This is a genomic window from Enterobacter sp. KB-221C9 (genome assembly GCF_041320715.1).
GTDB classification, from domain to species: Bacteria; Pseudomonadota; Gammaproteobacteria; order Enterobacterales; family Enterobacteriaceae; genus Enterobacter; species Enterobacter asburiae_D.
The window spans coordinates 228,205-253,753 of sequence record NZ_JBGIWG010000006.1 but is presented as its reverse complement, the minus strand read 5'-3'; the positions used below and the strand labels follow the sequence as shown (position 1 = coordinate 253,753).

The following is a 25,549-nucleotide window of genomic DNA, read 5'->3' as shown; positions in this document are numbered from 1 at the left end:
ATAATGAATACCGAACAACTCGTGGCGCTTTGCCTGCGCCATCAGGCTCTGCTGCTCACCAGCGACAGTGACATGGTCAGCATCGCCGTCGTGGGCAGCCCCGCGGCTGAACTCATGGAGGCGCTGCGCTTCGCGACCCAGAAACGGATTGATATTGAGTGCTGGAGCGCTGAGCGCATGGAAAAACACCGGCAGCTAACGTCACAATCGCATCTGCCCGTTGTATCGCAAACACACTCAACGGTGGATATCCTCAACCACACGCTGCAGCAGGCAATCAACCAGCGCGCCTCCGACATTCATATCGAACCGATGGAGCACGCGTGCCAGATCCGTTTACGCATCGACGGGGTTCTTTGCCCCCAGCCTCCGCTTTCCGCCTCGCTGGCAAGCCTGTTCAGCGCACGTTTAAAAGTGCTGGGTAACCTGGACATTGCAGAACGCCGTTTACCCCAGGACGGCCAGTTTACGATTGAGCTGGCAAATGCGCCGGTCTCGTTTCGGATCGCGACGCTTCCCTGCAGCGGCGGCGAGAAAATTGTGCTGCGTCTGCTGCATCAGGTTCAGCAGGCCCTTGAGCCAAACGCGCTTGGCATGAGTGCTGAACAGCTGGCCTGTTTTAATGAGATCCTCCACCAGCCGCAGGGGCTGATTCTGGTCACCGGCCCTACCGGCAGCGGTAAAACCGTGACGCTGTACAGCGCGCTGCAGGCGCGTAACACCCCTGACGTCAACATCTGTAGCGTGGAGGATCCCATTGAGATCCCCCTTGCGGGATTAAACCAGACGCAGATTAATCCCCGGGCGGGTTTAACATTCCAGAGCGTGCTGCGGGCGCTGCTGCGTCAGGATCCAGACATCATTATGGTCGGCGAAATCCGTGACGGTGAAACGGCAGACATTGCCATTAATGCCGCCCAGACCGGGCATCTGGTGCTGTCAACGCTGCACACCAACTCGACGACGGAAACCCTGATTCGCCTGGAGCAGATGGGCGTCGCCCGCTGGATGATATCTTCCGCTCTGTCGATGGTAATTGCCCAGCGGCTGGTCCGGCGCTTATGCCCACATTGTCGTCGGGAAGCCAGCGAGCATGCTGAACTACCGCGCGCCGTATGGTCCAGACCACTTCCACGCTGGCAGCCCACCGGCTGCGATCGTTGCTATCACGGTTTTTATGGCCGCGTGGCCATTTTTGAAGTCCTCGCGATCGACAATGCTCTGCGGCAGGCCATTGCCAGCGGGGCGGGAACAGAAGTGATAGAGGCGAGCGCCCGGCAGGCGGGAATGATTTCTCTTTTTGAGCACGGCTGCATGGCCGTCGAACAAGGGCTGACCACGCTCGAAGAGCTGGTGCGCGTCCTGGGCATGCCGGATGGCTGCTAATCGGCTCTGGCGCTGGCGAGCGCTCACCCAGGAAGGAGAACCCCGAAGCGGAACGCTCTGGGCCACAGACCGCAATGCCGCCTACACCAGGCTGATGCGCAGCGACCTCCATCCTCTGACGCTAACCCGATGCGCTCAGCGACACCGCTGGCGGCCACATCACTGCTACGAGATGTTTCGCCAGCTCGCAACGCTTCTGCAGGCCGGGCTGAGATTGTCCCACAGCCTGCAGATGCTGGCAGAACAGCATCCGTTAAAACCGTGGCAGGCGCTGCTGCAAAGCATTGCCGATGAGCTCAGTGAGGGAGCCCCCTTTTCTGAGTCGCTAAAAAAGTGGCCAGCCGTTTTTAGCCCGCTGCATGTCTCGATGGTGAAAACCGGTGAGCTCACAGGGAAGCTGGAGGAGTGCTGTCGCCAGCTCGCGCAGCAGCAAAAAGCGCAGCAGCAGCTCAGTGCGAAAGTGAAAAAGGCGCTGCGCTACCCGGCGATCGTCCTGTCGCTGGCCGTACTCGTGGTGCTGGCGATGGTCACCCTGGTCTTGCCCGAGTTTGCCGCTATCTACAAAACGTTTAACACTCCGCTTCCAATGCTGACGCAAATGGTCATGGGGATGGCCGCATTTATGCAGTCATATGCCCTCACGTTGTTCGCCGCGTTATTAGCACCCTTAGCCGCCGCCTGGGCCCTGCGGCAGAACCCTCGCTGGCAGCGCATGCTGATGCACACGCCCGTGTTGGGCGCACTGGCAAAAGGTCAAAAACTGGGACACATCTTTACCGTGCTGTCGCTCACGCAGCAGGCCGGCATCCCGTTTTTACAGGGACTGGAGAGTGCGGAGGAGACCGTTGAAAGTCGCTACTGGCGGGGAATACTGCGCAGCGTTCGGGAAGACATTGAAAAAGGCCTCCCCGTCTGGTCATCCTTTCAGAAAGCGGCCATCTTCACCCCGCTGTGTATCCAGCTTTTACGCACCGGCGAAATGTCAGGCGCGCTGGACGTCATGCTGGCAAACCTTGCCCGGCATCACACGGAACAGACCTTTCAACGGGCAGATAATCTGGCGGCACTTCTCGAGCCAGTGCTTCTGATTGTGACAGGGGTCATTATCGGCACGCTGGTGGTGGCAATGTACCTGCCGATTTTCCATCTGGGGGATGCGATGAGCGCGGGCTAGTGCAGAACAGTGCTGGCGCACGGACATGCGCCAGCCGAAGCCATTACAGGCTATTGAATACGCGGTTTTCCTGTTCCTGAACGCGAATAAACGTTGTACGTTTCGTCAGCTCTTTCAGGCGGGATGCCCCAACGTAGGTGCAGGCCGAGCGCAGGCCGCCGAGGATATCGCGCGCGGTGTATTCAACCGGGCCGCGCAGAGGCAGCTTCACAGTTTTGCCTTCTGCCGCACGGTATTTTGCCACGCCACCGACGTGACGGGTCATCGCGGATTCAGAGCTCATGCCGTAGAACAGCATAAATTTCTCGCCGTTCTCTTCAACAACGGTACCACCGCTCTCTTCGTGGCCTGCCAGCATACCGCCGAGCATCACGAAGTCCGCGCCGCCGCCGAAGGCTTTCGCAACATCACCCGGCGTGGTACAACCGCCATCGCTGATGATCTGGCCGCCCAGACCGTGCGCCGCGTCGGCGCATTCAATGACTGCGGAAAGCTGCGGATAACCGACGCCGGTTTTGACGCGTGTCGTGCACACGGAGCCAGGGCCAATACCCACTTTCACGATATCTGCACCGGAGAGGATCAGCTCTTCACACATTTCACCGGTCACCACGTTGCCCGCGATGATGGTTTTCGTCGGCCAGGCCTCGCGCGCCTTGCTGACGAACTGCACAAAGTGCTCGGAGTAACCGTTCGCCACGTCAATACAGACGAAGTTGAGTGCCGGATTAGCATTCAGGATCTGTTTGGTCTTCTCGAAATCCGCATCGGAGGTACCGGTGGAGACCATCACATGTTTCACCACGTCAGCAGACGCGGACGCAACAAACGCGTTCCACTCTTCAGTGCTGTAATGTTTGTGAACGGCGGTGAGAATGTCGAACTGTGCCAGGGCAGTTGCCATCTCAAAGGTTCCCACAGTATCCATGTTGGCAGCGATGATCGGCACGCCAGACCAGGTCTGACCGGAATGCTTAAAGGTGAATTGACGTTCGAGTTCAACGTCTGAGCGACTTTTCAGTGTAGAGCGTTTAGGGCGGATAAGAACGTCTTTGAAACCTAACTTCAGATCTTCTTCGATACGCATGTGCGGATTCCTGGGGTTAGAGGCAAATATGTTAAAAGCACAACTCCAGTGACGTTATCATACGCACTAATACCTGCTCCGCAAGACTGCGAAATTCTCTTTTTTTACGCTACAATCCTATAAATTTACCTGGTAAAAAGCCGGTAAACGGGGCTAAACAGTTGCTGGCGCACCTTAGAGTTTTAATCAACTGATTTTAATAATGAATAATTCCCAGGATTTGATTTAATGGGGTATATCGTCGCATTAACCGGCGGCATCGGTAGTGGTAAAAGTACCGTTGCGGACGCTTTTTCTCGTTTGGGTATCACGATTATTGATGCCGATATCATTGCCCGCCAGGTGGTAGAGCCCAATACACCCGCGCTAAAGGCCATCGCAGAACATTTTGGTCAGACCATCATCAATACCGATGGCACACTGAATCGCCGTCAGCTTCGCGAATGCATTTTTTCCGATTCTGCGGAAAAAGTCTGGCTTAATGCCCTGCTCCACCCCATCATCCACCAGGAAACTCAGCGTCAGATAGCCGCAGCCCGCTCGCCCTATGTCTTGTGGGTGGTTCCGCTACTGGTTGAAAATCAGCTGCATATGAAAGCCGATCGGGTGCTGGTGATTGATGTCTCTCCCGAAACGCAAATTCAGCGAACCATGACGCGCGATCGCGTCTCGCGGGAGCATGCTGAACAAATTCTTGCCGCTCAGGCTACGCGCGCTCAGCGCCTTGCCGTGGCGGATGATGTCATTGATAATAACGGCGCACCAGATGCCATTGCATCGGATGTTGCCCGTCTGCACGCGCAGTATCTGACGTTCGCCGCGCAGGCCGTTGCACAGGAAAAACCATAATGTCGACACACATCCTTTTTGAGCATCCGCTCAACGAAAAAATGCGCACCTGGCTGCGTATCGAATTCCTTATTCAACAACTTTCACAACATCTGCCTGTTAACGATCATGCCACGGCGCTGCACTTCTTCCGCAACGTAGGCGATCTGCTGGATGTGATTGAACGCGGCGATGTTCGCACAGAATTACTCAAAGAGCTGGAGCGTCAGCAGCGTAAGTTGCAGGCATGGACAGAAGTTCCCGGCGTTGATCAGAGCCGTATCGACGCGCTCCGCCAGCAGTTGAAAAGCAATAGCACCATCCTGATGGCCGCGCCGCGCGTCGGGCAATTTTTGCGTGAAGACCGCCTGATTGGCCTGGTGCGCCAGCGCCTGAGCATCCCTGGTGGCTGCTGTAGCTTCGACCTGCCGACGCTGCATATGTGGCTACATATGCCACAGGCGCAGCGTGACGCGCAGGTGAACAGCTGGCTGGCAAGCCTGGAGCCAATGCACCAGACGCTGTCGCTGATCCTCGATCTGATCCGTAACTCTGCGCCGTTCCGCAAGCAAACCAGCCTGAATGGTTTCTTCCAGGATAACGGGGATGATGCCGATCTTCTGCGTCTCAATCTGTCTCTTGGCGAACAGCTTTACCCACAGATTTCCGGGCATAAGAGCCGCTTTGCGATTCGCTTTATGCCGCTGGACAGTGAAAATGGCACCGTGCCGGAACGTCTCGATTTTGAACTGGCCTGTTGTTAAGGAGTGCCGATGTCTGATGTCACCACCGTAAGCTGCCCAACCTGTGGCAAAACCGTTGTCTGGGGCGAAGTGAGTCCTTTCCGCCCATTCTGCTGCAAGCGCTGTCAGCTCATTGACCTGGGCGAATGGGCGGCGGAAGAGAAACGCATTCCAAGCGAAGGCGATCTCTCGGACAGCGATGACTGGAGTGAAACCCAGCAGTAATCTGTAAAGCCTGCTGGCGCTTCGCTCAGCAGGCCTACGGTTGTGCGACTAACCGCAGGATCACGGGCTCATTAGCTGGCGGGAATTTTTCGGCATCACTTGCCTGGAGTTCCACCCAGTTACCCGGCTGTCCCTCTTTTCCCCAGGGTTCACCTTCCCAGTTTTCCACCAGCCAGAACCACAGCGTGATGTGCCTGTCCGGAAACTGGTACTCAAGCTTATCAAACAGCGTTGCGCCAAGCGGAGTGATCCCCACCTCTTCCTGAAGCTCCCGAACCAGCGCCTCTTCCGGCGTTTCACCTGACTCGATTTTACCGCCCGGAAACTCCCACTTGTTCGCCATATGGGCGTCGGCAGCGCGCTGGGTGATGAAGATTTGGTTTTGCGGGTTGCGAATAATCCCGACGGCAATTTGCAGTATTTTCATATTGTCACTTCCATAAAAAAGGCGCAGATATCTGCGCCTTTTTGTTTTTTTATGTACTTAGCTCAGACGGCCGTGGCACGCCTTGTACTTTTTACCGGAACCACACGGGCACGGATCGTTACGACCCACTTTACGATCGCCGGTCTGCGCGGCGATCGCCGCTGCGGCTTCGCTGTCGTCGGTCTGATGACTCAGCTGTTGCATTTGTGCCAGACGCTCGGCTTCTTCACGACGCTGCTGCTCCATCGCTTCCACTTCTTCCGGCATACGCACCTGAACCTTGCTCAGGGTGCTGATCACTTCGTACTTCAGTGACTCCAGCATAGCGGCAAACATGGAGAAGGATTCACGCTTGTATTCCTGCTTCGGATCTTTCTGCGCATAGCCACGCAGGTGGATACCCTGACGCAGGTAGTCCATCGCCGCCAGGTGCTCTTTCCACAGGGAGTCCAGCGTCTGCAGCATCACGCCTTTTTCGAAGTGACGCATCATCTCAGCACCAACGACTTCTTCCTTACGCTTGTAGACGTCCAGCGCGGTTTCAAAGATACGTTCACGCAGGGTCTCTTCGTGCAGCTCAGGCTCTTTGTCCAGCCACTCTTTGATTGGCAGCTCAAGGTCAAAGTCATTTTTCAGACGTTCCTGCAGGCCTTCGATATCCCACATCTCTTCCAGAGACTGCGGTGGAATATGCGCGTCGATGGTGGCTTTAAACACATCTTCACGAATGCTGTTGATGGTTTCGCTCACGTCGGACACGTCCAGCAGTTCGTTACGCTGGGTGTAGATTGCACGACGCTGATCGTTAGCCACATCATCATATTCCAGCAGCTGCTTACGAATATCAAAGTTGCGGCTTTCCACTTTACGCTGCGCGTTAGCGATCGCTTTAGTCACCCACGGGTGCTCAATGGCTTCGCCAGGCTTCATCCCCAGCTTACGCATCATGCCGGACACGCGGTCGGAGGCAAAAATACGCATCAGCGCATCTTCCATAGACAGGTAGAAGCGGGATGAACCGGCATCACCCTGACGACCCGCACGGCCACGCAGCTGGTTATCGATACGACGGGATTCATGACGCTCTGTACCGATGATGTGCAGACCGCCGGAAGCCAGAACGGCGTCATGACGAACCTGCCAGTCGGCTTTGATCTGGGCAATCTGTTCTGGCGTTGGGTTTTCCAGCTCCGCCACTTCAGCCTGCCAGCTACCGCCCAGCATAATATCGGTACCACGACCCGCCATGTTGGTGGCGATGGTCACTGCAGCCGGATAACCCGCCTGCGCAACAATGTCCGCTTCTTTGGCGTGGAATTTGGCGTTAAGAACGTTGTGTTTGATGCCCGCTTTCGTCAGCTCGTGCGAAACCACTTCGGATTTCTCGATGGAGATGGTCCCCACCAGAACCGGCTGGCCATTGGCAGTACGGTCGCGAATATCTTCAATGATCGCCTGAATTTTTTCCGCTTCGGTCATGTACACCAGGTCCGGCATATCCTTACGGATCATCGGACGGTTGGTTGGAACAACCACGGTATCCAGCTTGTAGATAGAGCTGAATTCAAACGCTTCGGTATCAGCAGTACCCGTCATGCCCGCCAGCTTCTCGTACAGGCGGAAGTAGTTCTGGAAGGTGATAGACGCCAGCGTCTGGTTTTCATTCTGAATATCCACACCTTCTTTGGCTTCCACAGCCTGGTGCAGACCGTCAGACCAGCGACGTCCCTGCATTGTACGGCCGGTGTGTTCATCGACGATGATCACTTCGCCGTCTTTTACGATGTAATCGACGTCGCGAGTGAACAGCGCGTGGGCGCGCAGTGCAGCGGTCACGTGGTGCATCAGCATGATGTTGCTTGGGGAGTACAGGGACTCGCCCTCTTCCATGATGCCTTCAGCGACCAGCAGCTCTTCAATTTTCACCAGACCGCGTTCGGTCAGGTTCACCTGACGCGCTTTTTCATCTACGGAGAAGTGGCCTTCACCCTGGAAGGTATCCGAGTCCTCTTTCTCCTGACGCAGCAGGTGTGGAATGATTTTGTCGACTTTACGGTACATCTCGGAGCTGTCTTCAGCCGGGCCGGAGATGATCAGCGGGGTACGCGCTTCATCGATCAGGATGGAGTCCACCTCATCCACCAGCGCATAGTGCAGTTTACGCTGTACGCGCTCTTCCGGGCTGAACGCCATGTTGTCACGCAGGTAGTCGAAGCCGTATTCGTTGTTGGTGCCGTAGGTGATGTCCGCGTTATACGCTTCGCGCTTGGCTGGCGCTGGCAGGCCGGACATGTTGATGCCGACGGTCATACCGAGGAATTCGAACAGTGGGCGGTTGTTTTCGGCGTCACGCTGCGCCAGATAGTCGTTGACGGTAACGACGTGAACGCCTTTACCGGTCAGCGCGTTCAGGTAAGCAGGCAGCGTTGCGGTCAGGGTTTTACCTTCACCGGTACGCATTTCCGCGATGCAGCGCTCGTTAAGCACCATACCACCCAGCAGCTGAACGTCGAAGTGACGCATGCCGAATACGCGCTTACTTGCTTCACGCACGACAGCAAACGCTTCCGGGATCAGGCTTTCTAAGGTTTCGCCTTTTTCGAGACGCGCACGGAATTCCGCCGTTTTCGCTTTCAGCTCGTCATCAGAGAGCTTCTCCATCGCCGGTTCCATACCGTTGATGACGGTAACTGCTTTGCGCATACGGCGCAGGGTACGATCGTTACGACTACCAAAAACTTTAGTTAACAATTTGATTAGCATAATAAATTCTCAAACGCCCCAGAGTGGGCAGATAAATTAAGGTATTGAAAAAGTTAATTTAGCTGAGGCGTTGCGGCCCGGCGCGAATGCCGTGGGCCTGGCTAATCCAGGTTGAAACAGAGAATGAAACCGGTGAAACCAACGCACGTTGCGTCGTCTGGCGAACCATGACCGGCGGCTGGCTGTCCTGCGTGAGCAGCGCGTTGAGCGTGTCCAGCAGGGCAAGATGCTGAGCCTGCACCGGCAGCGTCTCTTCCGCAACAGGCATGGCCTGCGGCGCCATCGCGAAGGACAGATGGCGGATAACCGTGCGGATAGCGTGCTGGTGCCAGTAATCGACCGAGAAGTTTGGGCGGCGGTTGGCTTCAAGCCATGCGAGGTTAGTAAAGTTAACCCGCGTGTTGAGATCGTGTTTGGTGGTAGAGGTTTTTGCGGGCGTCGCCGCTTCGGCACTGTTGCAGAGCGCAGGCAAGCCGAAACTCGCCGCGACCATCCCTAATAAGAGATGCGGCCAGAAGTAACGTCTGCCAAATTGTCGCCAGCGCGTCAGTATTCCGCTCACCTGCTCCACCCAATAAGCCAGCCTTGCAGAGGCTGAGTTCAGTTATTCTTTTTAGCGCCCAGATAGTATCACTAAAGCCAATATACATCAGCAGGAATGAGGTGTCGCCGCGTGGAAAAACGGTCAAGAATGCAGCTAACGCACACATTTTCTGCGTAAGACAAACGAGAGATGACGCCGGGGCAAACGAAGAAGGGTAAAAATAAAAACGACTGGTCTTCCTGGTCGGAGAGAGTACCAGGTTAACCAGTCGATTTTTTTACGAAAAGGTTTGAACCGTTACGCCAGAACCATGCTTGGTGCTTTGAAAGCCAGCGGCAGTTCAGCTTCGTCTTCGAAGGTCACATATTCCCAGGCTTCCTGTTTTGCCAGGACCGCCTGCAACAATTTGTTGTTCAGCGCATGACCGGATTTGAACGCGGTAAATGCACCAATGATGTTGTGACCACACATGAACAGGTCGCCGATAGCATCCAGCATTTTGTGACGAACGAATTCATCTTCGAAACGCAGGCCGTCTTCGTTCAGTACGCGATAATCGTCAACAACGATGGCACAATCGAAGCTGCCGCCCAGGCACAGGCCGCGGGACTGCAGATATTCGATATCACGCATGAAGCCAAATGTACGGGCTCGGCTGATCTGGCGCATAAACGCATCGGCAGAGAAGTTCATCGCATAGCGTTGGGTGCTGGAGTCAATCGCCGGATGGTTAAAGTCGATGGTAAAGTCCAACGAGAAACCATTGTACGGTTTGAATTCAGCCCACTTGTCGCCATCTTCGACGCGAACGGTCTCTTTGATGCGTACAAATTTCTTCGCGCAGTTCAGTTCTTCGATGCCGGCATCCAGCAACAGATAGACGAACGGTGCAGCACTGCCATCCATAATCGGGATTTCTGGCGCATCGACTTCAACAATAATGTTGTCGATACCCAGACCCGCCAGGGCGGCGTTCAGGTGCTCTACGGTAGAAATCCGCACGTCATGCTCGTTCACCAGACAAGTACAGAGCATAGTATCACGCACAGATTTGGCATCGGCCGGAAAATCTACCGGTGGATTCAAGTCGGTGCGACGATAGATGACCCCGGTATTGGCCGGCGCAGGGCGTAACGTCAGCGTGACTTTCTTGCCGGTATGTAAACCGACACCAGTCGCCTGAACGATACGTTTAAGTGTCCTTTGTTTGATCATCGTATAATCTCGCCAAATTAACTATCCAACCGAGAGTGTATATCACTAACGGTGGGCCAGTTTAGCACAAAGAGCGCAAATCCCCTAATTCCAGCCAATTCTTAGTCAGCTTGCTTACGCAGGAACGCCGGGATATCCAGATAATCTGGCTCTTTCGCCGTTTGCGGCGTTGGGTCGTTCACCACTTTCGCGGCCGGTTTCTGCTCCTGAGTCAGAGGAGACATACCGTGCTGCTGGTAACGATCCATTACCGGTTGCTGAGTCTGCTTGTTGGTCACTAAGGTGATCTCAGGACGTTTGTCCATACCGATACCGGTCGCAACAACCGTCACACGCAGCTCGTCGTTCATTTCTGGGTCAAGGGAAGTACCGATTACCACGGTAGCGTTGTCAGAGGCGAACGCACGGATAGTGTTACCCACGGTTTCGAACTCATCCAGACGCAGGTCAAAGCCAGCGGTAATGTTGACCAGCACGCCGCGCGCGCCAGACAGATCGATATCTTCCAGCAGTGGAGAAGAGATAGCCATTTCAGCCGCTTCTTCTGCACGGTCTTCACCGCTCGCCACGCCAGAGCCCATCATCGCGTAGCCCATTTCGGACATCACGGTGCGAACGTCTGCAAAGTCAACGTTCATCAGGCCAGGACGGGTAATCAGTTCAGCGATACCCTGAACCGCGCCTTTCAGCACGTCGTTTGCTGCACCGAATGCGTCCAGCAGGGAGATACCGCGACCCAGAACTTTCAACAGCTTGTCGTTCGGGATGGTGATCAGCGAGTCCACATGCTTGGACAACTCGGTGATACCCTGCTCCGCGAAGGCCATACGCTTCTTGCCTTCAAAGTTGAAAGGCTTGGTCACGACAGCAACGGTCAGGATACCTAAATCTTTTGCCACTTCTGCCACAACAGGTGCTGCGCCGGTACCTGTACCGCCACCCATACCTGCTGCGATGAAGACCATGTCCGCACCTTCCAGTGCAGCGCGCAGGGCTTCACGATCTTCTTCAGCCGCATTGCGACCGACTTCCGGGTTAGCCCCTGCTCCCAGCCCTTTGGTGATACCACCGCCGATCTGGATAGTCTGGCCTACAGCCGTCTTACGCAGTGCCTGCGCATCGGTGTTAACTGCGAAGAATTCAACACCTTCAATGCGTTCACGCACCATATGCTCTACGGCGTTACCGCCGCCGCCACCGACGCCGATGACTTTAATCACCGCGTCGTTGGTCAGTTCCATAGGTTCAAACATAATTTCTCTCTCCGTTGTGCCTGTCGCCCGAGACCGCTAATTCTCTCCGGTCTCTTAAAAAAATTAAAACTCTTTTCGCAACCAGTTGTTCAGCCGTTTGACCCACGACCCCACTGAGACGCGTTTTTCCACTTCTGCTTCACCACTGAGATGAGATTCCTTCCCGTAGTGGAGCAGGCCCACAGCCGTTGAATAATACGGCTCCTGAGCATAATCCGTTAAACCGGTGATATTCAGCGGCGCACCAATGCGCACCTGCGTATGGAACACGCGCTGAGCACAGGCCGCAAGACCTTCAATTTGCGCTGCACCGCCGGTTAATACAATCCCCGCCGCAAGATGATGTTTAACGCCCTGCTGACGAAGCTGTTCCTGTAACTGTAAAATCTCTTCGTTGACCAGGTTGAGCAGCTCGGTATAGCGCGGCTCAATCACCTCTGCCAACGTCTGGCGCTGCAGGCTACGCGGTGGACGACCACCGACGCTCGGCACTTCAACGCTCTCATCTTTGCCAACGATAGACCCCAGCGCACAGCCGTGGCGCACTTTAATCGCTTCTGCATCGCTCGGCGGCGTACCAAAAGCGTAAGCAATATCGCTGGTCACAACGTTCCCGGCATAAGGGATCACTTTGGTGTGGCGCAACGCACCGCCGGTATACACGGCGATATCCATTGTACCACCACCAATATCGACCACACAGACACCCAGTTCACGTTCATCTTCGGTCAGCACGGAATAACTTGCCGCCAGACCCGCGAAAATAAGTTGGTCAACTTTCAGGCCACAACGTTCAACGGCTTTTACAATGTTCTTCGCCATATCGTTGTGACATGTGATCAGGTGCACTTTTGCCTGCATACGTACGCCAGAAAGGCCGACCGGGTTCTTGATCCCTTCCTGGTAGTCAATCGCATATTCCTGCGGGATGACATGCAGCACGCGATGTTCGTCGCGGACACGCACGGATTTCGCCGTGTGCACGACGTTTTCAACGTCTTCCTGCGTCACTTCTTCTTCGGAAATCGGCACCATACCAATTTCGTTCTGGCAGCTAATGTGCTTACCAGAAAGGGCCAGATAGACAGAAGAAATCTGGCAATCTGCCATCAATTCAGCCTGATCGATGGCGCGCTGAACGCATTTCACCACCGATTCAAGATCGTTAACCCCACCTTTATCCATACCACGGGACGGGCAACTGCCTACGCCAATGATATTGACCATACCGTCGGGCAGAACTTCCCCTACTAAAGCGGCAACCTTCGCGGTGCCAATCTCCAGTCCAACTACCAGTTTTCTGTCCGTCGCCTTGATCATTGTTGTTCTGCCTGTACCTGTGCCTGATTCTGTTGCTGATTAGGTTCCTCGACCGGAGCCGGTACCCAACCGACTGCTGCGCCTGAGTCATAGCGCAAATCAACGTAGCTTATCCGTTTGCCGTCAGTCTGTGCCTGCTGCTGTAAAACCGGGTAAAGTTCGACAAAACGCGCCAGACGCTTCATTGTGTCGCCGCGTCCCAGGTTGAGCTTAATGCCGTTCGTTAACGTCAGCTGCCAGGAACGGCGCGCCGTCATGGCTGCATCTTTTAACGTAAACCTGTCCTTCGCCAGCACCTGCCCCATTTCGCGAAAACCTTGTAACACTTCGTTTTCGCTGCCTTCAGGGCCATACAACATCGGTAAATTTTGCTTGTTGACACGATCGGCCGGGACGCTGAAGGAATTTCCGTCTACGTCAACCATGTGCTGATCATTCCAACGCGCAATGGGCACATATTCAACCAGATGAATCTTCAATTCATCAGGCCATTGCTTTCTTACGCTCGCCTGTTTTATCCATGGCAGACGTTCTATTTGGCTCTGGATAATATTGACGTCCTGCGTCATAAAGGTGCCAGGCGAGCCCAGCGCCAGTATTGACTGGCGAATATCGTCGTTTCGCGTGTAGTGACGCTCACCGGTGACCACCAGCTTAGAAAGCGGCAACCGCTGCGCATCTTCCATCCAGCCCAGGACCATCCAGCCGCTGATAAACACGGTGCACAGCACCCCGAGCAGGAAAATGATGCCTGCAAGACGCGTTCCATTACTGCGGCGTGAAGAGGTGTATTCATCCTCGTCATCGCGGTTGCGCGTGTTCAATGCAGCCTGAGACATATCAGCCCGCCTGGTCCAGAATGCGTACGACTAACTGCGAGAAACTCATCCCCGCCTGACGCGCGGCCATCGGCACAAGGCTGTGGCTGGTCATTCCCGGAGAGGTATTGGCTTCCAGCAGATAAAATTGTCCATCACTGTCCTGCATCACGTCGATGCGTCCCCAGCCGCGGCAACCCAGAACATGCCAGGCTTTAAGCACCAGGGACTGTAAATCTGCTTCACGCCCAGCTTCAAGACCACAAGGGCAGAAATATTGCGTCTCATCAGAGAGATACTTCGCCTCATAATCATAGAAGGTTCCGGCCGGTTGGATACGAATTGACGGTAAAATTTCTTCGCCAAGCATCGCGACGGTAAATTCCGGCCCGCTGAGCCATTTTTCAATCAGAACTTCTTCATCATGTTGAAATGCCAGTGCTAAAGCGGACGAAAGATCTTCAGCTTTGTCGACTTTGGACATTCCCACGCTGGAGCCTTCCCGGCTGGGCTTTACAATAACCGGTAAGCCCAGTTCAGCAATGCGTGTATTAACGCTATCCGGCAGGCCCAATTCAAATTCGCGACGCGTCAGCGCAACCCATGGCGCAACGGGTAACCCCGCGCCCTGCCACAGAAGCTTGCTGCGCAGTTTATCCATAGAGATAGCGGAGGCCATCACGCCGCTGCCGGTGTACGGCATGCCGATCAAATCCAGAAGCCCCTGCAGGGTGCCGTCTTCACCGCCACGACCATGCAAAGCGATAAAGACTTTATCGAAGCCCATGGCTTTCAATTGCGTCACGTCGACCTCTTTTGGGTCGACCAGGTGCGCATTGACGCCACCTTCACGCAGGCCCGCCAGCACGGCCGCGCCGGAATTCAGGGAAACCTCGCGCTCGGCGGAGGTGCCGCCAGACAGGACAGCAATCTTATCAGCCATGATGCTCATCCTCCTGGGTTTGCGGCTTCAGTTTGATTTCAGCTAAGGTACGGGCGATTTTGCCGATATTTCCCGCACCCTGAATCAGAATCAGATCGTTACCTGTCAGGACCGGAGCCAGAATTTCCGCCACCTGTGCAGGGTCAGAAACCAGAATAGGGTCAACTTTACCGCGCCCACGGATGGTACGGCACAGAGAACGGCTGTCGGCCCCTGGAATCGGCGTCTCGCCTGCGGCGTACACATCCAGCATTAACAGGGTGTCTACCTGTGACAGGACGCTGGCGAAATCGTCATACAGATCGCGCGTACGCGTGAAGCGGTGCGGCTGGAAGACCATCACCAGATTTTTGTCAGGCCAGCCTGCACGTGCGGCTTTAATGGTGGCGTCAACTTCGGTCGGATGGTGGCCGTAGTCGTCCACCAGCATCGCTGTGCCGGCTTTGCCGTTCACGGCGTCCAGCGGGAATTCACCGAGGAAGTCGAAACGACGGCCGGTGCCCTGGAAGCTTTCCAGCGCGCGCAGAATCGCATCATCGTCAATGCCTTCTTCCGTCGCAACGGCCACTGCCGCTGCGGCATTGAGGGCGTTATGGCGACCTGGCGCATTCAGCGTGACGTGCAGCAGCTCTTTGTCCTGACGCGCCAGCGTGAAGTGTCCCTGCGCGCCAATCTGTTTGTACTCTTCCACGCGGACGTCAGCGTCTTCGCTGAAGCCGTAAGTGGTGATTTGACGACCCACGCGCGGCAGCAGCTCGCGGATAACCGGATCGTCTACGCACATCACCGCGCGTCCATAGAACGGCAGGTTGTGCAGGAAGTTGATGAAGGTCTGCTTTAAGTTCTCGAAGTCGCCCTGGTAGGTATCCATATGGTCAGCTTCGATGTTAGTGACAATCGCCACCATCGGCTGCAGGTGCAGGAACGACGCGTCGCTCTCATCCGCTTCAGCAATCAGATAACGGCTGTGGCCCAGACGAGCATGTACGCCTGCGGCTTTGACCAGACCGCCGTTGACGAACGTCGGGTCGAGACCCGCTTCCGCATAAATACTGGAGACCATCGCCGTGGTCGTGGTTTTACCGTGGGTCCCGGCAATGGCGATGCCGTGACGGAAACGCATCAGTTCCGCCAGCATTTCTGCACGGCGGATCACCGGAATGCGCGCTTCGTGCGCGGCAACGATTTCCGGGTTGTCAGAGGAGATGGCGCTCGAGACCACCACCACGCTCGCATCGCGCACGTTTTCCGGACGATGGTTGAAATAGATAGTCGCCCCAAGCGACGCCAGCTGCTGCGTAACAGGGTTTGGCGCCAGGTCAGACCCGCTGATCTGATAGCCTTCGTTAGCTAACACTTCGGCAATACCGCCCATGCCAGCACCACCGATGCCAACAAAGTGAATGTGCCGGACGCGACGCATCTCGGGCACGATTGAACGCAGTTTTGCCAGTTGTTGTGTATTCATTCTCTAAACGCCATCGACTACTTAAAATTCGTGCAGCGCAACACGCGCTGCGAGGGTTAAGCCTGGGCTGCCAGGCTCACTTCTTTTGCCACCCGTTCCGTCGCATCAGGGATAGCGGCCGCGCGCGCGCGTTGCGCCATCTCCAGCAGTGCGTCTCTGTTCCAGCCCGCCAGGGTGGTGGCGACCGCGTCGGCGGTAAATTGTGGCTGCTCAAATATCTTCGCGGCACCGGCTTTCTCAAGCGGGAGCGCATTCCAGTACTGCTGTCTGTCTTTGTGCTGGAACGGCACAAACAGGGCAGGCAGACCGGCGGCGGCGATCTCGCTCACCGTCAGCGCACCTGAACGACAGACCACGACATCGGCCCAGGCATACGCTGCCGCCATGTCGTCAATAAACTCTGTGACTTTATGCTGCGGCTGACCTTCGTCTGCGTAAGCCTGCTCAACGGTCTGCTGAGCGCCTTTTCCGCTCTGGTGCCAGATCGTCACGGCGTTCCCCAGCTTTGCGGCAACCTGCGGCATCGTCTGGTTTAAGATACGCGCGCCCTGAGAGCCGCCGACGACCAGTACACGAACCGGCCCTTCACGGCCCGTCAGGCGAGCATCCGGGAGCGGCAACGCCAGCACGTCCACACGCACCGGGTTACCCACCACGTCCGCTTTCGGGAACGCGCCGGGAAACGCCTGCATGACTTTGGTGGCGATTTTCGCCAGCCATTTGTTGGTCAGACCGGCAATACCGTTCTGCTCATGCAGCACGACGGGAATACCTAACGACCACGCCGCCAGCCCGCCAGGACCCGAGACATAGCCGCCCATGCCCAGCACCACATCGGGCTTAAAGCGCTTCATGATGGTGCGAGCCTGACGCCAGGCGTTAAAAATACGCACCGGTGCCAGCAGCATTGCCTTGAGGCCTTTGCCCCGAAGGCCGGAAATACGAATAAAGTCGATCTCAATACCGTGCTTCGGTACCAGATCGGCTTCCATGCGGTCTGCGGTTCCCAGCCAGCGTACCTGCCAGCCCTGATCCATTAAATGGTGCGCAACCGCCAGTCCCGGGAACACGTGTCCGCCGGTACCACCTGCCATCACCATTAACCGCTTCGGTTGATTCATCGTGAACCTCGTGTAAACGCCTGGGCTTTTTCCAGACGCGTCTCATAATCTATGCGTAACAAAAACATAATGGCTGTCGACATGATCAACAGACTCGAACCACCATAACTGATCAACGGCAACGTCAGACCTTTGGTCGGCAGCATACCCGCTGCGGCCCCGACGTTAACCAATGCCTGGAAGCTAAACCAGATACCAATTGAACAGGCTAAGAATCCTGAGAAGCGGTGATCGATCTCCAGCGCTTTCCGGCCGATAGACATGGCGCGGAAAGCGACGAAGAATACCATTAATAGCGCTAATACCACACCGATATAACCCAGTTCTTCCGCAATAATGGAGAAGATGAAGTCAGTGTGCGCTTCCGGTAAATACTCCAGTTTCTGTACCGAGTTACCCAGCCCCTGTCCCCAGACTTCACCCCGACCAAAGGCCATCAGCGACTGCGTCAGCTGGTAACCGCTGCCGAACGGATCTTCCCACGGGTTCCAGAACGAGGTCACACGGCGAATACGGTAAGGCTCGGCGAGGATCAGCAGCACAACCGCCGAAATCCCCATCCCGATGATAGCGATGAACTGCCACAGCTTCGCGCCCGCCAGGAACAGCATGGCCAGGGTGGTAACGAACAGCACGACAACGGTACCGAGGTCAGGCTGCGCCAGCAGTAATACCGCCAGCACCAGAATCACGCCCATCGGTTTTAAGAAGCCGCGCAGGTTGTTACGCACTTCGTCTACCTTACGCACCAGGTAGTTAGCCAGGTAGCAGAACAGGGAGAGCTTGGTAAATTCCGCAGGCTGAATACGCAGCGGGCCAAAGGCGATCCAGCGCGATGCCCCGTTAACAGAGCTCCCCACCACCAGTACGATCAGCAGCATAATAATCGAGGCGATCAGCATCGCCGTACTGTGCCGCTGCCAGAACTCCATCGGCAGACGCAAGGTCACCAGCGCCAGACAAAACGCCAGGATGATGTAAAGACCATCACGTTTGGCAAACAGGAAAGGATCATTCGCCAGACGCTGTCCGACAGGCATTGAGGCTGACGTCACCATAATAAAGCCAACCGCCGCCAGCCCCATCGTGAGCCAGAAGAGCGTGCGATCGTACATGACAAGGCTGTCGTTATCTTTTTGACGAGAGCCCATCACCCAGCCTTTGAGCGCCGCAAACACCCATGCCAGGATCCCAAATCCTGGCAGGCGCGGCATTTTCAGGCGAGGGAGAGATAAACGCATCAGCCTAACTCCTTCGCCAGTCGGGTAAAGACATCACCACGCTGTTCGAAATTCTTGAATTGATCGAGACTGGCACAGGCCGGAGAGAGCAGCACCATATCGCCAGGCTTCACGCGAGGAGCAATCAGGCGCATCGCCTGTTCCATGGTTTCGGTTTGCTCGGCAACGTCAGGACGCAGTTCAGCCAGCTCGCTGCCGTCACGGCCGAAGCAGTAAAGACGGACGTTATCACCGGAGAGATACGGCTTCAGGGAGGAAAAATCAGCGGATTTACCGTCGCCGCCCAGCAGCAAATGCAGCGTACCGTCAACGTGCAGGCCGTTCAGCGCGGCCTCCGTGCTTCCCACGTTGGTGGCTTTGGAGTCGTTGATCCAGCGTACGCCGTTGTGCTCCAGCGCCAGCTGGAAACGGTGTGCCAGGCCAGAAAACGTGGTTAACGCTTTCAGGCTGGAGGAGCGCGGCAGTCCTACCGCATCCGCCAGCGCCAGCGCCGCCAGGGCATTGGTGTAGTTGTGCTGACCTGTGAGCTTCATCTCTTTCACGTTCAACACTTTCTCACCCTTCACGCGCAGCCAGGTTTCGCCCAGCTGGCGGTTCAGGTGGTAATCCCCCATCGTGATACCGAAGCTGATACAGCGATCGTCTGCACCGCGTACGGGCATAGTCAGCGCGTCATCGCCGTTAACAACGCAGACTTTGGCATTTTCATAAACGCGCAGCTTGGCGGCACGGTACTGCTGCAGGCCAAATGGATACCGGTCCATATGATCTTCAGTCACGTTGAGGATCGTCGCAGCCGCAGCATGCAGGCTGGAGGTCGTTTCCAGCTGGAAGCTGGAAAGCTCGAGAACATACAGCTCGCAGCCTTTGTCCAGCAGCATCAGAGCGGGTAAGCCAATGTTACCGCCAACGCCGACGTTCTTGCCCGCCGCTTTCGCCATTTCACCCACCAGGGTGGTGACGGTGCTTTTACCGTTAGAACCGGTAATCGCGATAACGGGCGCCTGCGCTTCGCGGCAGAACAGCTCGATATCGCCGACAATCTCAACGCCCGCATCCGCGGCAGCGCTCAGCGAAGGATGCGCCAGCGCCATACCCGGGCTGGCGACAATCAGATCGGCTGCCAGCAGCCAGTCATCATTCAGACCACCAAGGTGGCGTTCAACCTGTTCAGGCAGTTTGTCCAGACCCGGCGGAGAGACACGCGTATCCATCACGCGTGGCGTCACGCCGCGTGCGAGGAAAAAGTCCACGCAGGAGAGCCCCGTGAGGCCCAACCCGATGATAACGACTTTTTTGCCCTGGTAATCTGCCATGATTAACGTACCTTCAGCGTTGCCAGGCCAATCAGCACCAGCATCAGCGAAATAATCCAGAAGCGCACAATCACGCGCGGCTCCGGCCAGCCTTTCAGTTCATAGTGGTGGTGGATCGGCGCCATACGGAAGATGCGCTGACCGCGCAGCTTGAAGGAACCGACCTGCAAAATCACCGACAGGGTTTCAACCACAAACACGCCGCCCATGATCACTAGCAGGAACTCCTGACGCAGCAGTACAGCGATAATGCCGAGCGCACCGCCCAAAGCCAGAGAGCCGACGTCACCCATAAAGACCTGCGCCGGATAGGTGTTGAACCACAGGAAGCCCAGCCCCGCGCCGACTATCGCCGTACAGACGATCACCAGCTCACCCGCGTGACGCAGATAAGGGATGTGCAGATAGTTCGCAAAGTTCATGTTACCGGTCGCCCACGCCACCAGCGCAAAACCGGCGGCCACAAAGACGGTTGGCATAATGGCCAGGCCATCCAGACCGTCGGTCAGGTTAACGGCGTTGCCGGTACCGACAATCACAAAGTAGGCCAGCAGGATGTAGAACAGCCCCAGCTGTGGCATCACGTCCTTAAAGAACGGCACGACCAGCTCGGTGGCTGGCGTATCTTTCCCGGCCAGATACAGCGCGAAGGCCACGCCCAGCGCGATGACCGACATCCAGAAATATTTCCAGCGTGCGATCAGGCCCTTAGTATCTTTACGAACGACTTTGCGGTAATCATCAACAAAACCGATGATCCCGTAACCCACCAGTACCGTCAGAACGCACCAGACGTACGGGTTGGAGGGATACGCCCACAGCAGCACGGAAACGACGATGGCGGTCAGGATCATGATCCCGCCCATGGTCGGCGTGCCGCGTTTGCTGAAGTGCGATTCCGGACCGTCGTTACGTACAACCTGGCCGAAAGAGAGTTTTTGCAGACGGGCAATCATGCGCGGGCCCATCCACAACGAGATGAACAGCGCAGTCAGCAGGCTGACGATGGCGCGAAACGTCAGATAGGAAAAGACGTTAAAGCCTGAATAATATTTGACCAAATGTTCGGCCAGCCAAACTAACATGTCCCGTTCTCCTGTAATGCGTGCACAACCTCTTCCATGGCGGCACTACGTGAACCTTTCACTAACACAGTCACAATTTGTTTTTCTGTAATTAACGCCTTAAGGCGCGCTATCAACGCGGTTTTGTCAGCAAAATGCTCGCCAACGCCGCTGGCATGGCTAATCGCCTGGCTCAGTTTTCCTGCGCTCAGCACGCAGTCCAGCCCCGCCGCTTTCGCCGCTTCACCGACCTGGGTATGGCAGGCTTCACTTTCGTCGCCCAGCTCTGCCATATCGCCAACCACCATGATGCGGTAGCCCGGCATTTCAGATAACACCTGCACCGCCGCCGTCATCGAGCCAACGTTCGCGTTGTAGGAGTCATCCAGCAGCAGCTTGTTTTCCGAAAGTTGAATCGGGAACAGGCGTCCCGGTACGGCTTTCAGGTTCGCCAGCCCGGTTTTAATCGCTTCATGCGACGCGCCCACCGCCGTCGACAGCGCCGCCGCCGCAAGCGCATTGGCGATGTTATGGCGACCCGGCAGTGGCAGCAGCACATCGACGCCACCTGTTGGGGTGGTGAGGGTGAACTCCGTGCCGTGCGACGTCACATGGATATTGGTCGCGGTAAAATCACTGTTGGCCGCATTCGGCGAGAAGCGCCAGGTTTTACGCGAACCAATGATGCTCTGCCAGTTCAGCCAGTCGTTGTTGTCGGCGTTCAGGATGGCGATACCGTCATCCGGCAGACCGGTGTAAATCTCACCTTTGGCTTTCGCTACGCCTTCCAGCGAGCCAAAGCCTTCCAGATGCGCAGCTGCGAGGTTATTCACCAGCGCGGCTTCCGGGCGGGTCAGGCTCACGGTCCAGGCGATTTCGCCCTGGTGGTTTGCCCCTAACTCGATCACCGCAAATTCATGTTCTTTGGTCAGGCGGAGTAATGTCATCGGCACGCCGATGTCATTATTGAGGTTGCCCGCGGTATAAAGCGTATTGCCGCACTGGCTAAGGATCGCCGCCGTCATCTCTTTCACCGACGTCTTTCCTGATGATCCTGTCAAGGCGACAACGCGCGTAGGGACCTGCTGGCGAACCCAGGCGGCCAGCTCACCGAACGCGAGACGCGTATCTTTCACCACAATTTGCGGCAGATCGATTTCAAGCTTGCGGCTGACCAGCAGCGCACCGGCGCCGTTCTCTTTGGCCTGTTCAGCAAAATCATGCGCGTCAAAACGCTCGCCTTTCAGCGCCACAAACAGACAGCCTGCGGTGATTTTGCGGGTGTCCGTCGTTACGGCATCAATCGTCAGGTCTTGCCCGTGCAGGTCGCCCTGCAGGATGGCAGCGGCCTGGCTTAAGGTGATGCTAATCATGCCACGACTCCCAGCAGACGAGCTGCCGTTACGCGGTCCGAGTAGTCCAGACGGCGGTTGCCAACGATCTGATAATCTTCATGGCCTTTACCCGCCAGCAGGACAACATCATTCTCGCGCGCCTGCATGATGGTGTTCGTCACGGCTTCCGCACGGCCTTCCACCACGCGAGCGCGGCCCGCGTCCAGCATGCCCGCCAGAATGTCATTGATGATGGCGCGCGGCTCTTCCGTACGCGGGTTGTCATCGGTGACTACCGGAAAATCTGCGAACTGCTCGGCAATAGCCCCCATCAGCGGGCGTTTGCCTTTATCGCGATCGCCACCGCAGCCAAACACGCACCAGAGCTTCCCTGTGCAGTGCAGGCGTGCCGCTTCCAGCGCTTTTTCCAGCGCATCCGGCGTGTGGGCATAATCAACCACAACGGTCGGCTTGCCCGGCGCGCTGAACACTTCCATGCGGCCGCAAACCGGCTGCAGACGCGCTGAGGTTTTCAGCAGGTCAGCCATCGGATAACCCAGCGCCAGCAGCGTCGCCAGCGCCAGCAGCAGGTTGCTGACGTTAAACGCGCCCATCAGGCGGCTTTCGATTTCGCCTTCACCCCAGGAAGAGGCAAAGCGGATTGTTGCCCCGCTGTCGTGATAATTCACCGCAACCGCCTTCAGCCAGCGGCCGTGGCAGTTCGGATTAATATGGTCTTCCATCGACACCGCAACCGCATCCGGCAGCTTCGCCAGCCAGCGGCGGCCCACTTCGTCGTCGGCGTTGATGATCGCTTGTCCGGAATGGTGAGTAGAGAACAGCAGCCATTTCGCGGCTTCGTAATGCTCCATATCACCATGATAATCAAGATGATCGCGGCTCAGATTGGTAAATACTGAAGCGGCAAATTTCAGCGCCGCGACGCGGTGCTGTACCAGACCGTGGGAAGAGACTTCCATTGCAGCAAAGGTTGCCCCTTGCCCTGCCAGACCGGCAAGCACATGCTGTACGTCTACCGCCGAGCCGGTGGTGTTTTCCGTCGGGCTCACTTTGCCGAGCAGGCCGTTACCCACGGTCCCCATCACCGCACCGGTTTCACCCAGCAGCTGGGCCCACTGCGCCATCAGCTGCGTGGTGGTGGTTTTACCGTTGGTACCCGTCACGCCAACCAGGCGCAGCTGGTCGGAAGGTTCGTGATAAAAACGCCCCGCCAGCGCGGAAAGACGCTCGTTTAACTGGCTGAGATAGATAACCGGCACCCCGTGCATTTCACGGATCTCACCGTCGGTTGCCTCATCTTTGGCCTCAGCAATAATGGCAGCCACACCTTGCGCAATCGCCTGCGGGATATAACGACGCCCGTCCGCCTGATGACCAACCACCGCCACAAAAAGATCGCCAGAAGCAGCCACGCGGCTGTCCAGTACCATCTCTCGCAGTGCTCGCTCCGGTGCATTTGGCACCCACGGAGCGAGAAGGTCGCGCAAATTACGATCTGCCACCTGTACCCTCGCCTTGATTAATTACAAATTCACTTTTTTCGCCCGTCGCCAGCGCATCCGGTTCAATGTTCATGGTGCGTAACACGCCGCCCATGATAGCCCCGAACACAGGCGCGGAGACGGCGCCGCCGTAGTATTTACCCGCCTGTGGATCGTTTATGACGACCACCAGCGCAAAACGCGGATTGCTTGCAGGCGCAACGCCTGCGGTATAGGCAATGTATTTGTTGATATAGCGGCCGTCCGGCCCTACTTTTTTCGCCGTACCGGTCTTGATGGCGATGCGATAACCTTTGATTGCCGCCTTCACGCCGCCGCCGCCGGGCAGCGCCACGCTTTCCATCATATGAACAACAGTACGGACGGTCGATTCCGGGAAGATACGCTCACCGGGAACCGGTGGATCAACTTTGGTAATCGACAGCGGACGATAAACGCCATAGCTGCCGATCGTTGCGTAGACTCGCGCTAACTGTAACGGTGTCACCATTAGCCCGTAGCCGAAAGAGAAGGTGGCCCTCTCTATGTCAGACCACCGTTGTTTTTGAGGATATAAGCCACTGCGTTCTCCGACCAACCCCAAATTGGTCGCCTTTCCAAGCCCAAAACGTGAGTAAGTCTCTACTAACGCTGAGGACGGCATCGCTAACGCCAGCTTTGAAACACCGACGTTACTCGACTTCTGTAACACCCCGGTCAGGGTCAATTCGCTGTAGCGCGCCACGTCTTTGATTTCGTGACCGTTAATTCGGTAAGGAATGGTATTCAGTACGGTGTTTTCATTGACGATACCGCGCTGAAGTGCAGTCATGACCACCATCGGCTTAACGGTCGAACCCGGTTCGAACACGTCGGTGATGGTACGGTTACGCATAACATCCTTCTGCGTACCGGTGAGATTGTTAGGGTTGTAGGACGGGCTGTTGGCCATCGCCAGCACTTCACCCGTGCTGACATCAACTAGCACGGCACTGCCCGATTCCGCTTTGTTAAAGGCCACGGCGTTGTTCAGCTCGCGGTAAACCAGCGCCTGTAAGCGCTCATCGATACTCAGCGCAAGGTTGTGTGCGGCCTGGCTGTCCGTTGAGGAAATATCCTCGATCACGCGACCGTAGCGGTCTTTACGCACAATGCGCTCGCCGGGCTGGCCGGTCAGCCATTTATCAAAGCTTTTTTCGACGCCCTCAATCCCCTGGCTATCGACGTTTGTAAAGCCAATGAGGTGAGCGGTCACTTCGCCGGAAGGATAATAACGACGGGATTCTTCACGCAGGTGGATCCCCGGCAGCTTCAACTTCTTGATGTAGTCCGCCATGTCAGGGTTCACCTGACGCGCCAGATAGATAAAACGCCCTCTCGGGTTCGTATTCACGCGTGAAGCTAACTGGTCCAGCGGCATCTTCAGCGCGTCCGCAAGGGCCTTCCAGCGGTTATCAAGCGTGATACCGCCAGCATCATGCAGCTCTTTCGGATCGGCCCAGATTGCCTTCACCGGCACGCTCACCGCCAGCGGACGACCCGAGCGGTCGGTGATCATCCCACGGGATGTCGACACTTCCTGGACGCGCAGAGAGCGCATATCGCCCTGGCGTACCAGCATGTCAGGAGCGACGATTTGTAGCCAGGCCACGCGTCCCAGCAGGAAACCCAGCGCCAGTAAAATGCAGCCGCAAAGCAACGCAAAACGCCAACTGATAAAGTTGGCCTGTTCTTCCTGACGTTTTGGTTTTAGCGTTTTTGCCGCTGCTTTCATGCG

At 56.3% G+C, this 25,549-nt stretch carries 22 protein-coding genes; 5 read left to right on the top strand and 17 right to left on the bottom strand.

What is annotated here, in order from left to right:
• Positions 1 to 3 precede the first annotated feature (3 nt).
• Positions 4 to 1,386, top strand: a complete 1,383-nt coding sequence (gspE, locus tag AB8846_RS11380) for a type II secretion system protein GspE (protein WP_370732730.1) — start codon at positions 4 to 6, stop codon at positions 1,384 to 1,386.
• The gene (gene hofC / locus AB8846_RS11375; RefSeq protein WP_370732729.1) at positions 1,376 to 2,560 is read left to right on the top strand and encodes a protein transport protein HofC; all 1,185 of its coding nucleotides are present in this window, start codon (positions 1,376 to 1,378) and stop codon (positions 2,558 to 2,560) included. The genes gspE and hofC overlap by 11 nt, the downstream gene beginning before the upstream one ends.
• Positions 2,561 to 2,603: 43 nt before the next feature.
• Here hofC and AB8846_RS11370 read toward each other — a convergent pair whose 3' ends face one another.
• On the bottom strand, positions 2,604 to 3,647 hold the full coding sequence (locus AB8846_RS11370) for a GMP reductase (protein ID WP_063143355.1): 1,044 nt from the start codon (positions 3,645 to 3,647) through the stop codon (positions 2,604 to 2,606).
• A gap of 228 nt (positions 3,648 to 3,875) precedes the next feature.
• Between AB8846_RS11370 and coaE the strand changes: the two genes are divergently transcribed.
• The 3 genes from coaE to yacG are packed head-to-tail and all read left to right on the top strand — an operon-like array spanning position 3,876 to position 5,443.
• Positions 3,876 to 4,496, top strand: a complete 621-nt coding sequence (gene coaE / locus AB8846_RS11365; protein WP_370732728.1) for a dephospho-CoA kinase — start codon at positions 3,876 to 3,878, stop codon at positions 4,494 to 4,496.
• Entirely contained in the window at positions 4,496 to 5,239 is a 744-nt protein-coding gene (zapD, locus tag AB8846_RS11360) for a cell division protein ZapD (RefSeq protein ID WP_331413393.1), read from the top strand. The genes coaE and zapD overlap by 1 nt, the downstream gene beginning before the upstream one ends.
• A gap of 9 nt (positions 5,240 to 5,248) precedes the next feature.
• Positions 5,249 to 5,443 carry a DNA gyrase inhibitor YacG gene (gene yacG, locus AB8846_RS11355; RefSeq protein ID WP_023310404.1) on the top strand — a complete coding sequence of 65 codons (195 nt, stop codon included), beginning with the start codon at positions 5,249 to 5,251 and terminating at the stop codon, positions 5,441 to 5,443.
• 34 nt (positions 5,444 to 5,477) lie between these two features.
• Here the strand turns inward: yacG and mutT are convergent, their stop codons facing one another.
• The 16 genes from mutT to AB8846_RS11275 all read right to left on the bottom strand — a co-directional run bounded on the left by mutT (position 5,478) and on the right by AB8846_RS11275 (position 25,546).
• Positions 5,478 to 5,870: an 8-oxo-dGTP diphosphatase MutT gene (gene mutT / locus AB8846_RS11350; protein ID WP_023310403.1), complete on the bottom strand. Its 393-nt coding sequence runs from the start codon at positions 5,868 to 5,870 to the stop codon at positions 5,478 to 5,480.
• A 57-nt stretch (positions 5,871 to 5,927) separates the two neighbouring features.
• Positions 5,928 to 8,633, bottom strand: coding sequence for a preprotein translocase subunit SecA (gene secA / locus AB8846_RS11345; protein WP_063143352.1), 2,706 nt, complete (start codon positions 8,631 to 8,633; stop codon positions 5,928 to 5,930).
• 58 nt (positions 8,634 to 8,691) lie between these two features.
• Complete coding sequence (secM, locus tag AB8846_RS11340) at positions 8,692 to 9,195, bottom strand: secA translation cis-regulator SecM (protein WP_074147218.1); 504 nt, start codon at positions 9,193 to 9,195, stop codon at positions 8,692 to 8,694.
• Positions 9,196 to 9,474: 279 nt separating this feature from the next.
• Positions 9,475 to 10,392, bottom strand: a complete 918-nt coding sequence (gene lpxC, locus AB8846_RS11335) for a UDP-3-O-acyl-N-acetylglucosamine deacetylase (RefSeq protein ID WP_008501977.1) — start codon at positions 10,390 to 10,392, stop codon at positions 9,475 to 9,477.
• Positions 10,393 to 10,493: 101 nt separating this feature from the next.
• Positions 10,494 to 11,645, bottom strand: coding sequence for a cell division protein FtsZ (gene ftsZ, locus AB8846_RS11330; RefSeq protein WP_008501978.1), 1,152 nt, complete (start codon positions 11,643 to 11,645; stop codon positions 10,494 to 10,496).
• Between the two features lie 63 nt (positions 11,646 to 11,708).
• Positions 11,709 to 12,965, bottom strand: a complete 1,257-nt coding sequence (gene ftsA, locus AB8846_RS11325) for a cell division protein FtsA (protein ID WP_023334508.1) — start codon at positions 12,963 to 12,965, stop codon at positions 11,709 to 11,711.
• Positions 12,962 to 13,804, bottom strand: a complete 843-nt coding sequence (ftsQ, locus tag AB8846_RS11320; protein WP_023334507.1) for a cell division protein FtsQ — start codon at positions 13,802 to 13,804, stop codon at positions 12,962 to 12,964. Before ftsQ ends, ftsA begins: the two co-directional genes overlap by 4 nt.
• Before the next feature lies 1 nt (position 13,805).
• A complete protein-coding gene (locus AB8846_RS11315) occupies positions 13,806 to 14,726 on the bottom strand; it encodes a D-alanine--D-alanine ligase (RefSeq protein WP_370732727.1) in 921 nt (306 codons plus the stop codon).
• Positions 14,719 to 16,194 (bottom strand): UDP-N-acetylmuramate--L-alanine ligase, encoded by a 1,476-nt coding sequence (murC, locus tag AB8846_RS11310; RefSeq protein ID WP_033144631.1) that lies wholly within the window; start codon positions 16,192 to 16,194, stop codon positions 14,719 to 14,721. Before murC ends, AB8846_RS11315 begins: the two co-directional genes overlap by 8 nt.
• A gap of 56 nt (positions 16,195 to 16,250) precedes the next feature.
• On the bottom strand, positions 16,251 to 17,315 hold the full coding sequence (gene murG, locus AB8846_RS11305; protein WP_248165995.1) for an undecaprenyldiphospho-muramoylpentapeptide beta-N-acetylglucosaminyltransferase: 1,065 nt from the start codon (positions 17,313 to 17,315) through the stop codon (positions 16,251 to 16,253).
• A complete protein-coding gene (gene ftsW / locus AB8846_RS11300; protein WP_023310395.1) occupies positions 17,312 to 18,556 on the bottom strand; it encodes a cell division protein FtsW in 1,245 nt (414 codons plus the stop codon). Before ftsW ends, murG begins: the two co-directional genes overlap by 4 nt.
• Positions 18,556 to 19,872, bottom strand: a complete 1,317-nt coding sequence (gene murD / locus AB8846_RS11295) for a UDP-N-acetylmuramoyl-L-alanine--D-glutamate ligase (protein WP_370732726.1) — start codon at positions 19,870 to 19,872, stop codon at positions 18,556 to 18,558. Before murD ends, ftsW begins: the two co-directional genes overlap by 1 nt.
• 2 nt (positions 19,873 to 19,874) lie before the next feature.
• A complete protein-coding gene (gene mraY, locus AB8846_RS11290; RefSeq protein WP_008501985.1) occupies positions 19,875 to 20,957 on the bottom strand; it encodes a phospho-N-acetylmuramoyl-pentapeptide-transferase in 1,083 nt (360 codons plus the stop codon).
• Positions 20,951 to 22,309 carry a UDP-N-acetylmuramoyl-tripeptide--D-alanyl-D-alanine ligase gene (gene murF / locus AB8846_RS11285; protein WP_370732725.1) on the bottom strand — a complete coding sequence of 453 codons (1,359 nt, stop codon included), beginning with the start codon at positions 22,307 to 22,309 and terminating at the stop codon, positions 20,951 to 20,953. Before murF ends, mraY begins: the two co-directional genes overlap by 7 nt.
• Positions 22,306 to 23,793, bottom strand: coding sequence for a UDP-N-acetylmuramoyl-L-alanyl-D-glutamate--2,6-diaminopimelate ligase (gene murE / locus AB8846_RS11280; RefSeq protein ID WP_370732724.1), 1,488 nt, complete (start codon positions 23,791 to 23,793; stop codon positions 22,306 to 22,308). Before murE ends, murF begins: the two co-directional genes overlap by 4 nt.
• Entirely contained in the window at positions 23,780 to 25,546 is a 1,767-nt protein-coding gene (locus tag AB8846_RS11275) for a peptidoglycan glycosyltransferase FtsI (protein ID WP_063143344.1), read from the bottom strand. The genes murE and AB8846_RS11275 overlap by 14 nt, the downstream gene beginning before the upstream one ends.
• Positions 25,547 to 25,549: the final 3 nt, after the last annotated feature.

Coding starts and splice junctions, on each gene's coding strand:
- coaE (WP_370732728.1), top strand. CDS start 3,876: ATGGGGTATATCGTCGCATTAACCGGCGGCATCGGTAGTGGTAAAAGT.
- AB8846_RS11370 (WP_063143355.1), bottom strand. CDS start 3,647: ATGCGTATCGAAGAAGATCTGAAGTTAGGTTTCAAAGACGTTCTTATC.
- murG (WP_248165995.1), bottom strand. CDS start 17,315: ATGAATCAACCGAAGCGGTTAATGGTGATGGCAGGTGGTACCGGCGGA.
- secA (WP_063143352.1), bottom strand. CDS start 8,633: ATGCTAATCAAATTGTTAACTAAAGTTTTTGGTAGTCGTAACGATCGT.
- AB8846_RS11275 (WP_063143344.1), bottom strand. CDS start 25,546: ATGAAAGCAGCGGCAAAAACGCTAAAACCAAAACGTCAGGAAGAACAG.
- mutT (WP_023310403.1), bottom strand. CDS start 5,870: ATGAAAATACTGCAAATTGCCGTCGGGATTATTCGCAACCCGCAAAAC.
- AB8846_RS11315 (WP_370732727.1), bottom strand. CDS start 14,726: ATGGCTGATAAGATTGCTGTCCTGTCTGGCGGCACCTCCGCCGAGCGC.
- zapD (WP_331413393.1), top strand. CDS start 4,496: ATGTCGACACACATCCTTTTTGAGCATCCGCTCAACGAAAAAATGCGC.
- yacG (WP_023310404.1), top strand. CDS start 5,249: ATGTCTGATGTCACCACCGTAAGCTGCCCAACCTGTGGCAAAACCGTT.
- murC (WP_033144631.1), bottom strand. CDS start 16,194: ATGAATACACAACAACTGGCAAAACTGCGTTCAATCGTGCCCGAGATG.
- murF (WP_370732725.1), bottom strand. CDS start 22,309: ATGATTAGCATCACCTTAAGCCAGGCCGCTGCCATCCTGCAGGGCGAC.
- lpxC (WP_008501977.1), bottom strand. CDS start 10,392: ATGATCAAACAAAGGACACTTAAACGTATCGTTCAGGCGACTGGTGTC.
- ftsQ (WP_023334507.1), bottom strand. CDS start 13,804: ATGTCTCAGGCTGCATTGAACACGCGCAACCGCGATGACGAGGATGAA.
- ftsW (WP_023310395.1), bottom strand. CDS start 18,556: ATGCGTTTATCTCTCCCTCGCCTGAAAATGCCGCGCCTGCCAGGATTT.
- gspE (WP_370732730.1), top strand. CDS start 4: ATGAATACCGAACAACTCGTGGCGCTTTGCCTGCGCCATCAGGCTCTG.
- hofC (WP_370732729.1), top strand. CDS start 1,376: ATGGCTGCTAATCGGCTCTGGCGCTGGCGAGCGCTCACCCAGGAAGGA.
- mraY (WP_008501985.1), bottom strand. CDS start 20,957: ATGTTAGTTTGGCTGGCCGAACATTTGGTCAAATATTATTCAGGCTTT.
- ftsA (WP_023334508.1), bottom strand. CDS start 12,965: ATGATCAAGGCGACGGACAGAAAACTGGTAGTTGGACTGGAGATTGGC.
- ftsZ (WP_008501978.1), bottom strand. CDS start 11,645: ATGTTTGAACCTATGGAACTGACCAACGACGCGGTGATTAAAGTCATC.
- murD (WP_370732726.1), bottom strand. CDS start 19,872: ATGGCAGATTACCAGGGCAAAAAAGTCGTTATCATCGGGTTGGGCCTC.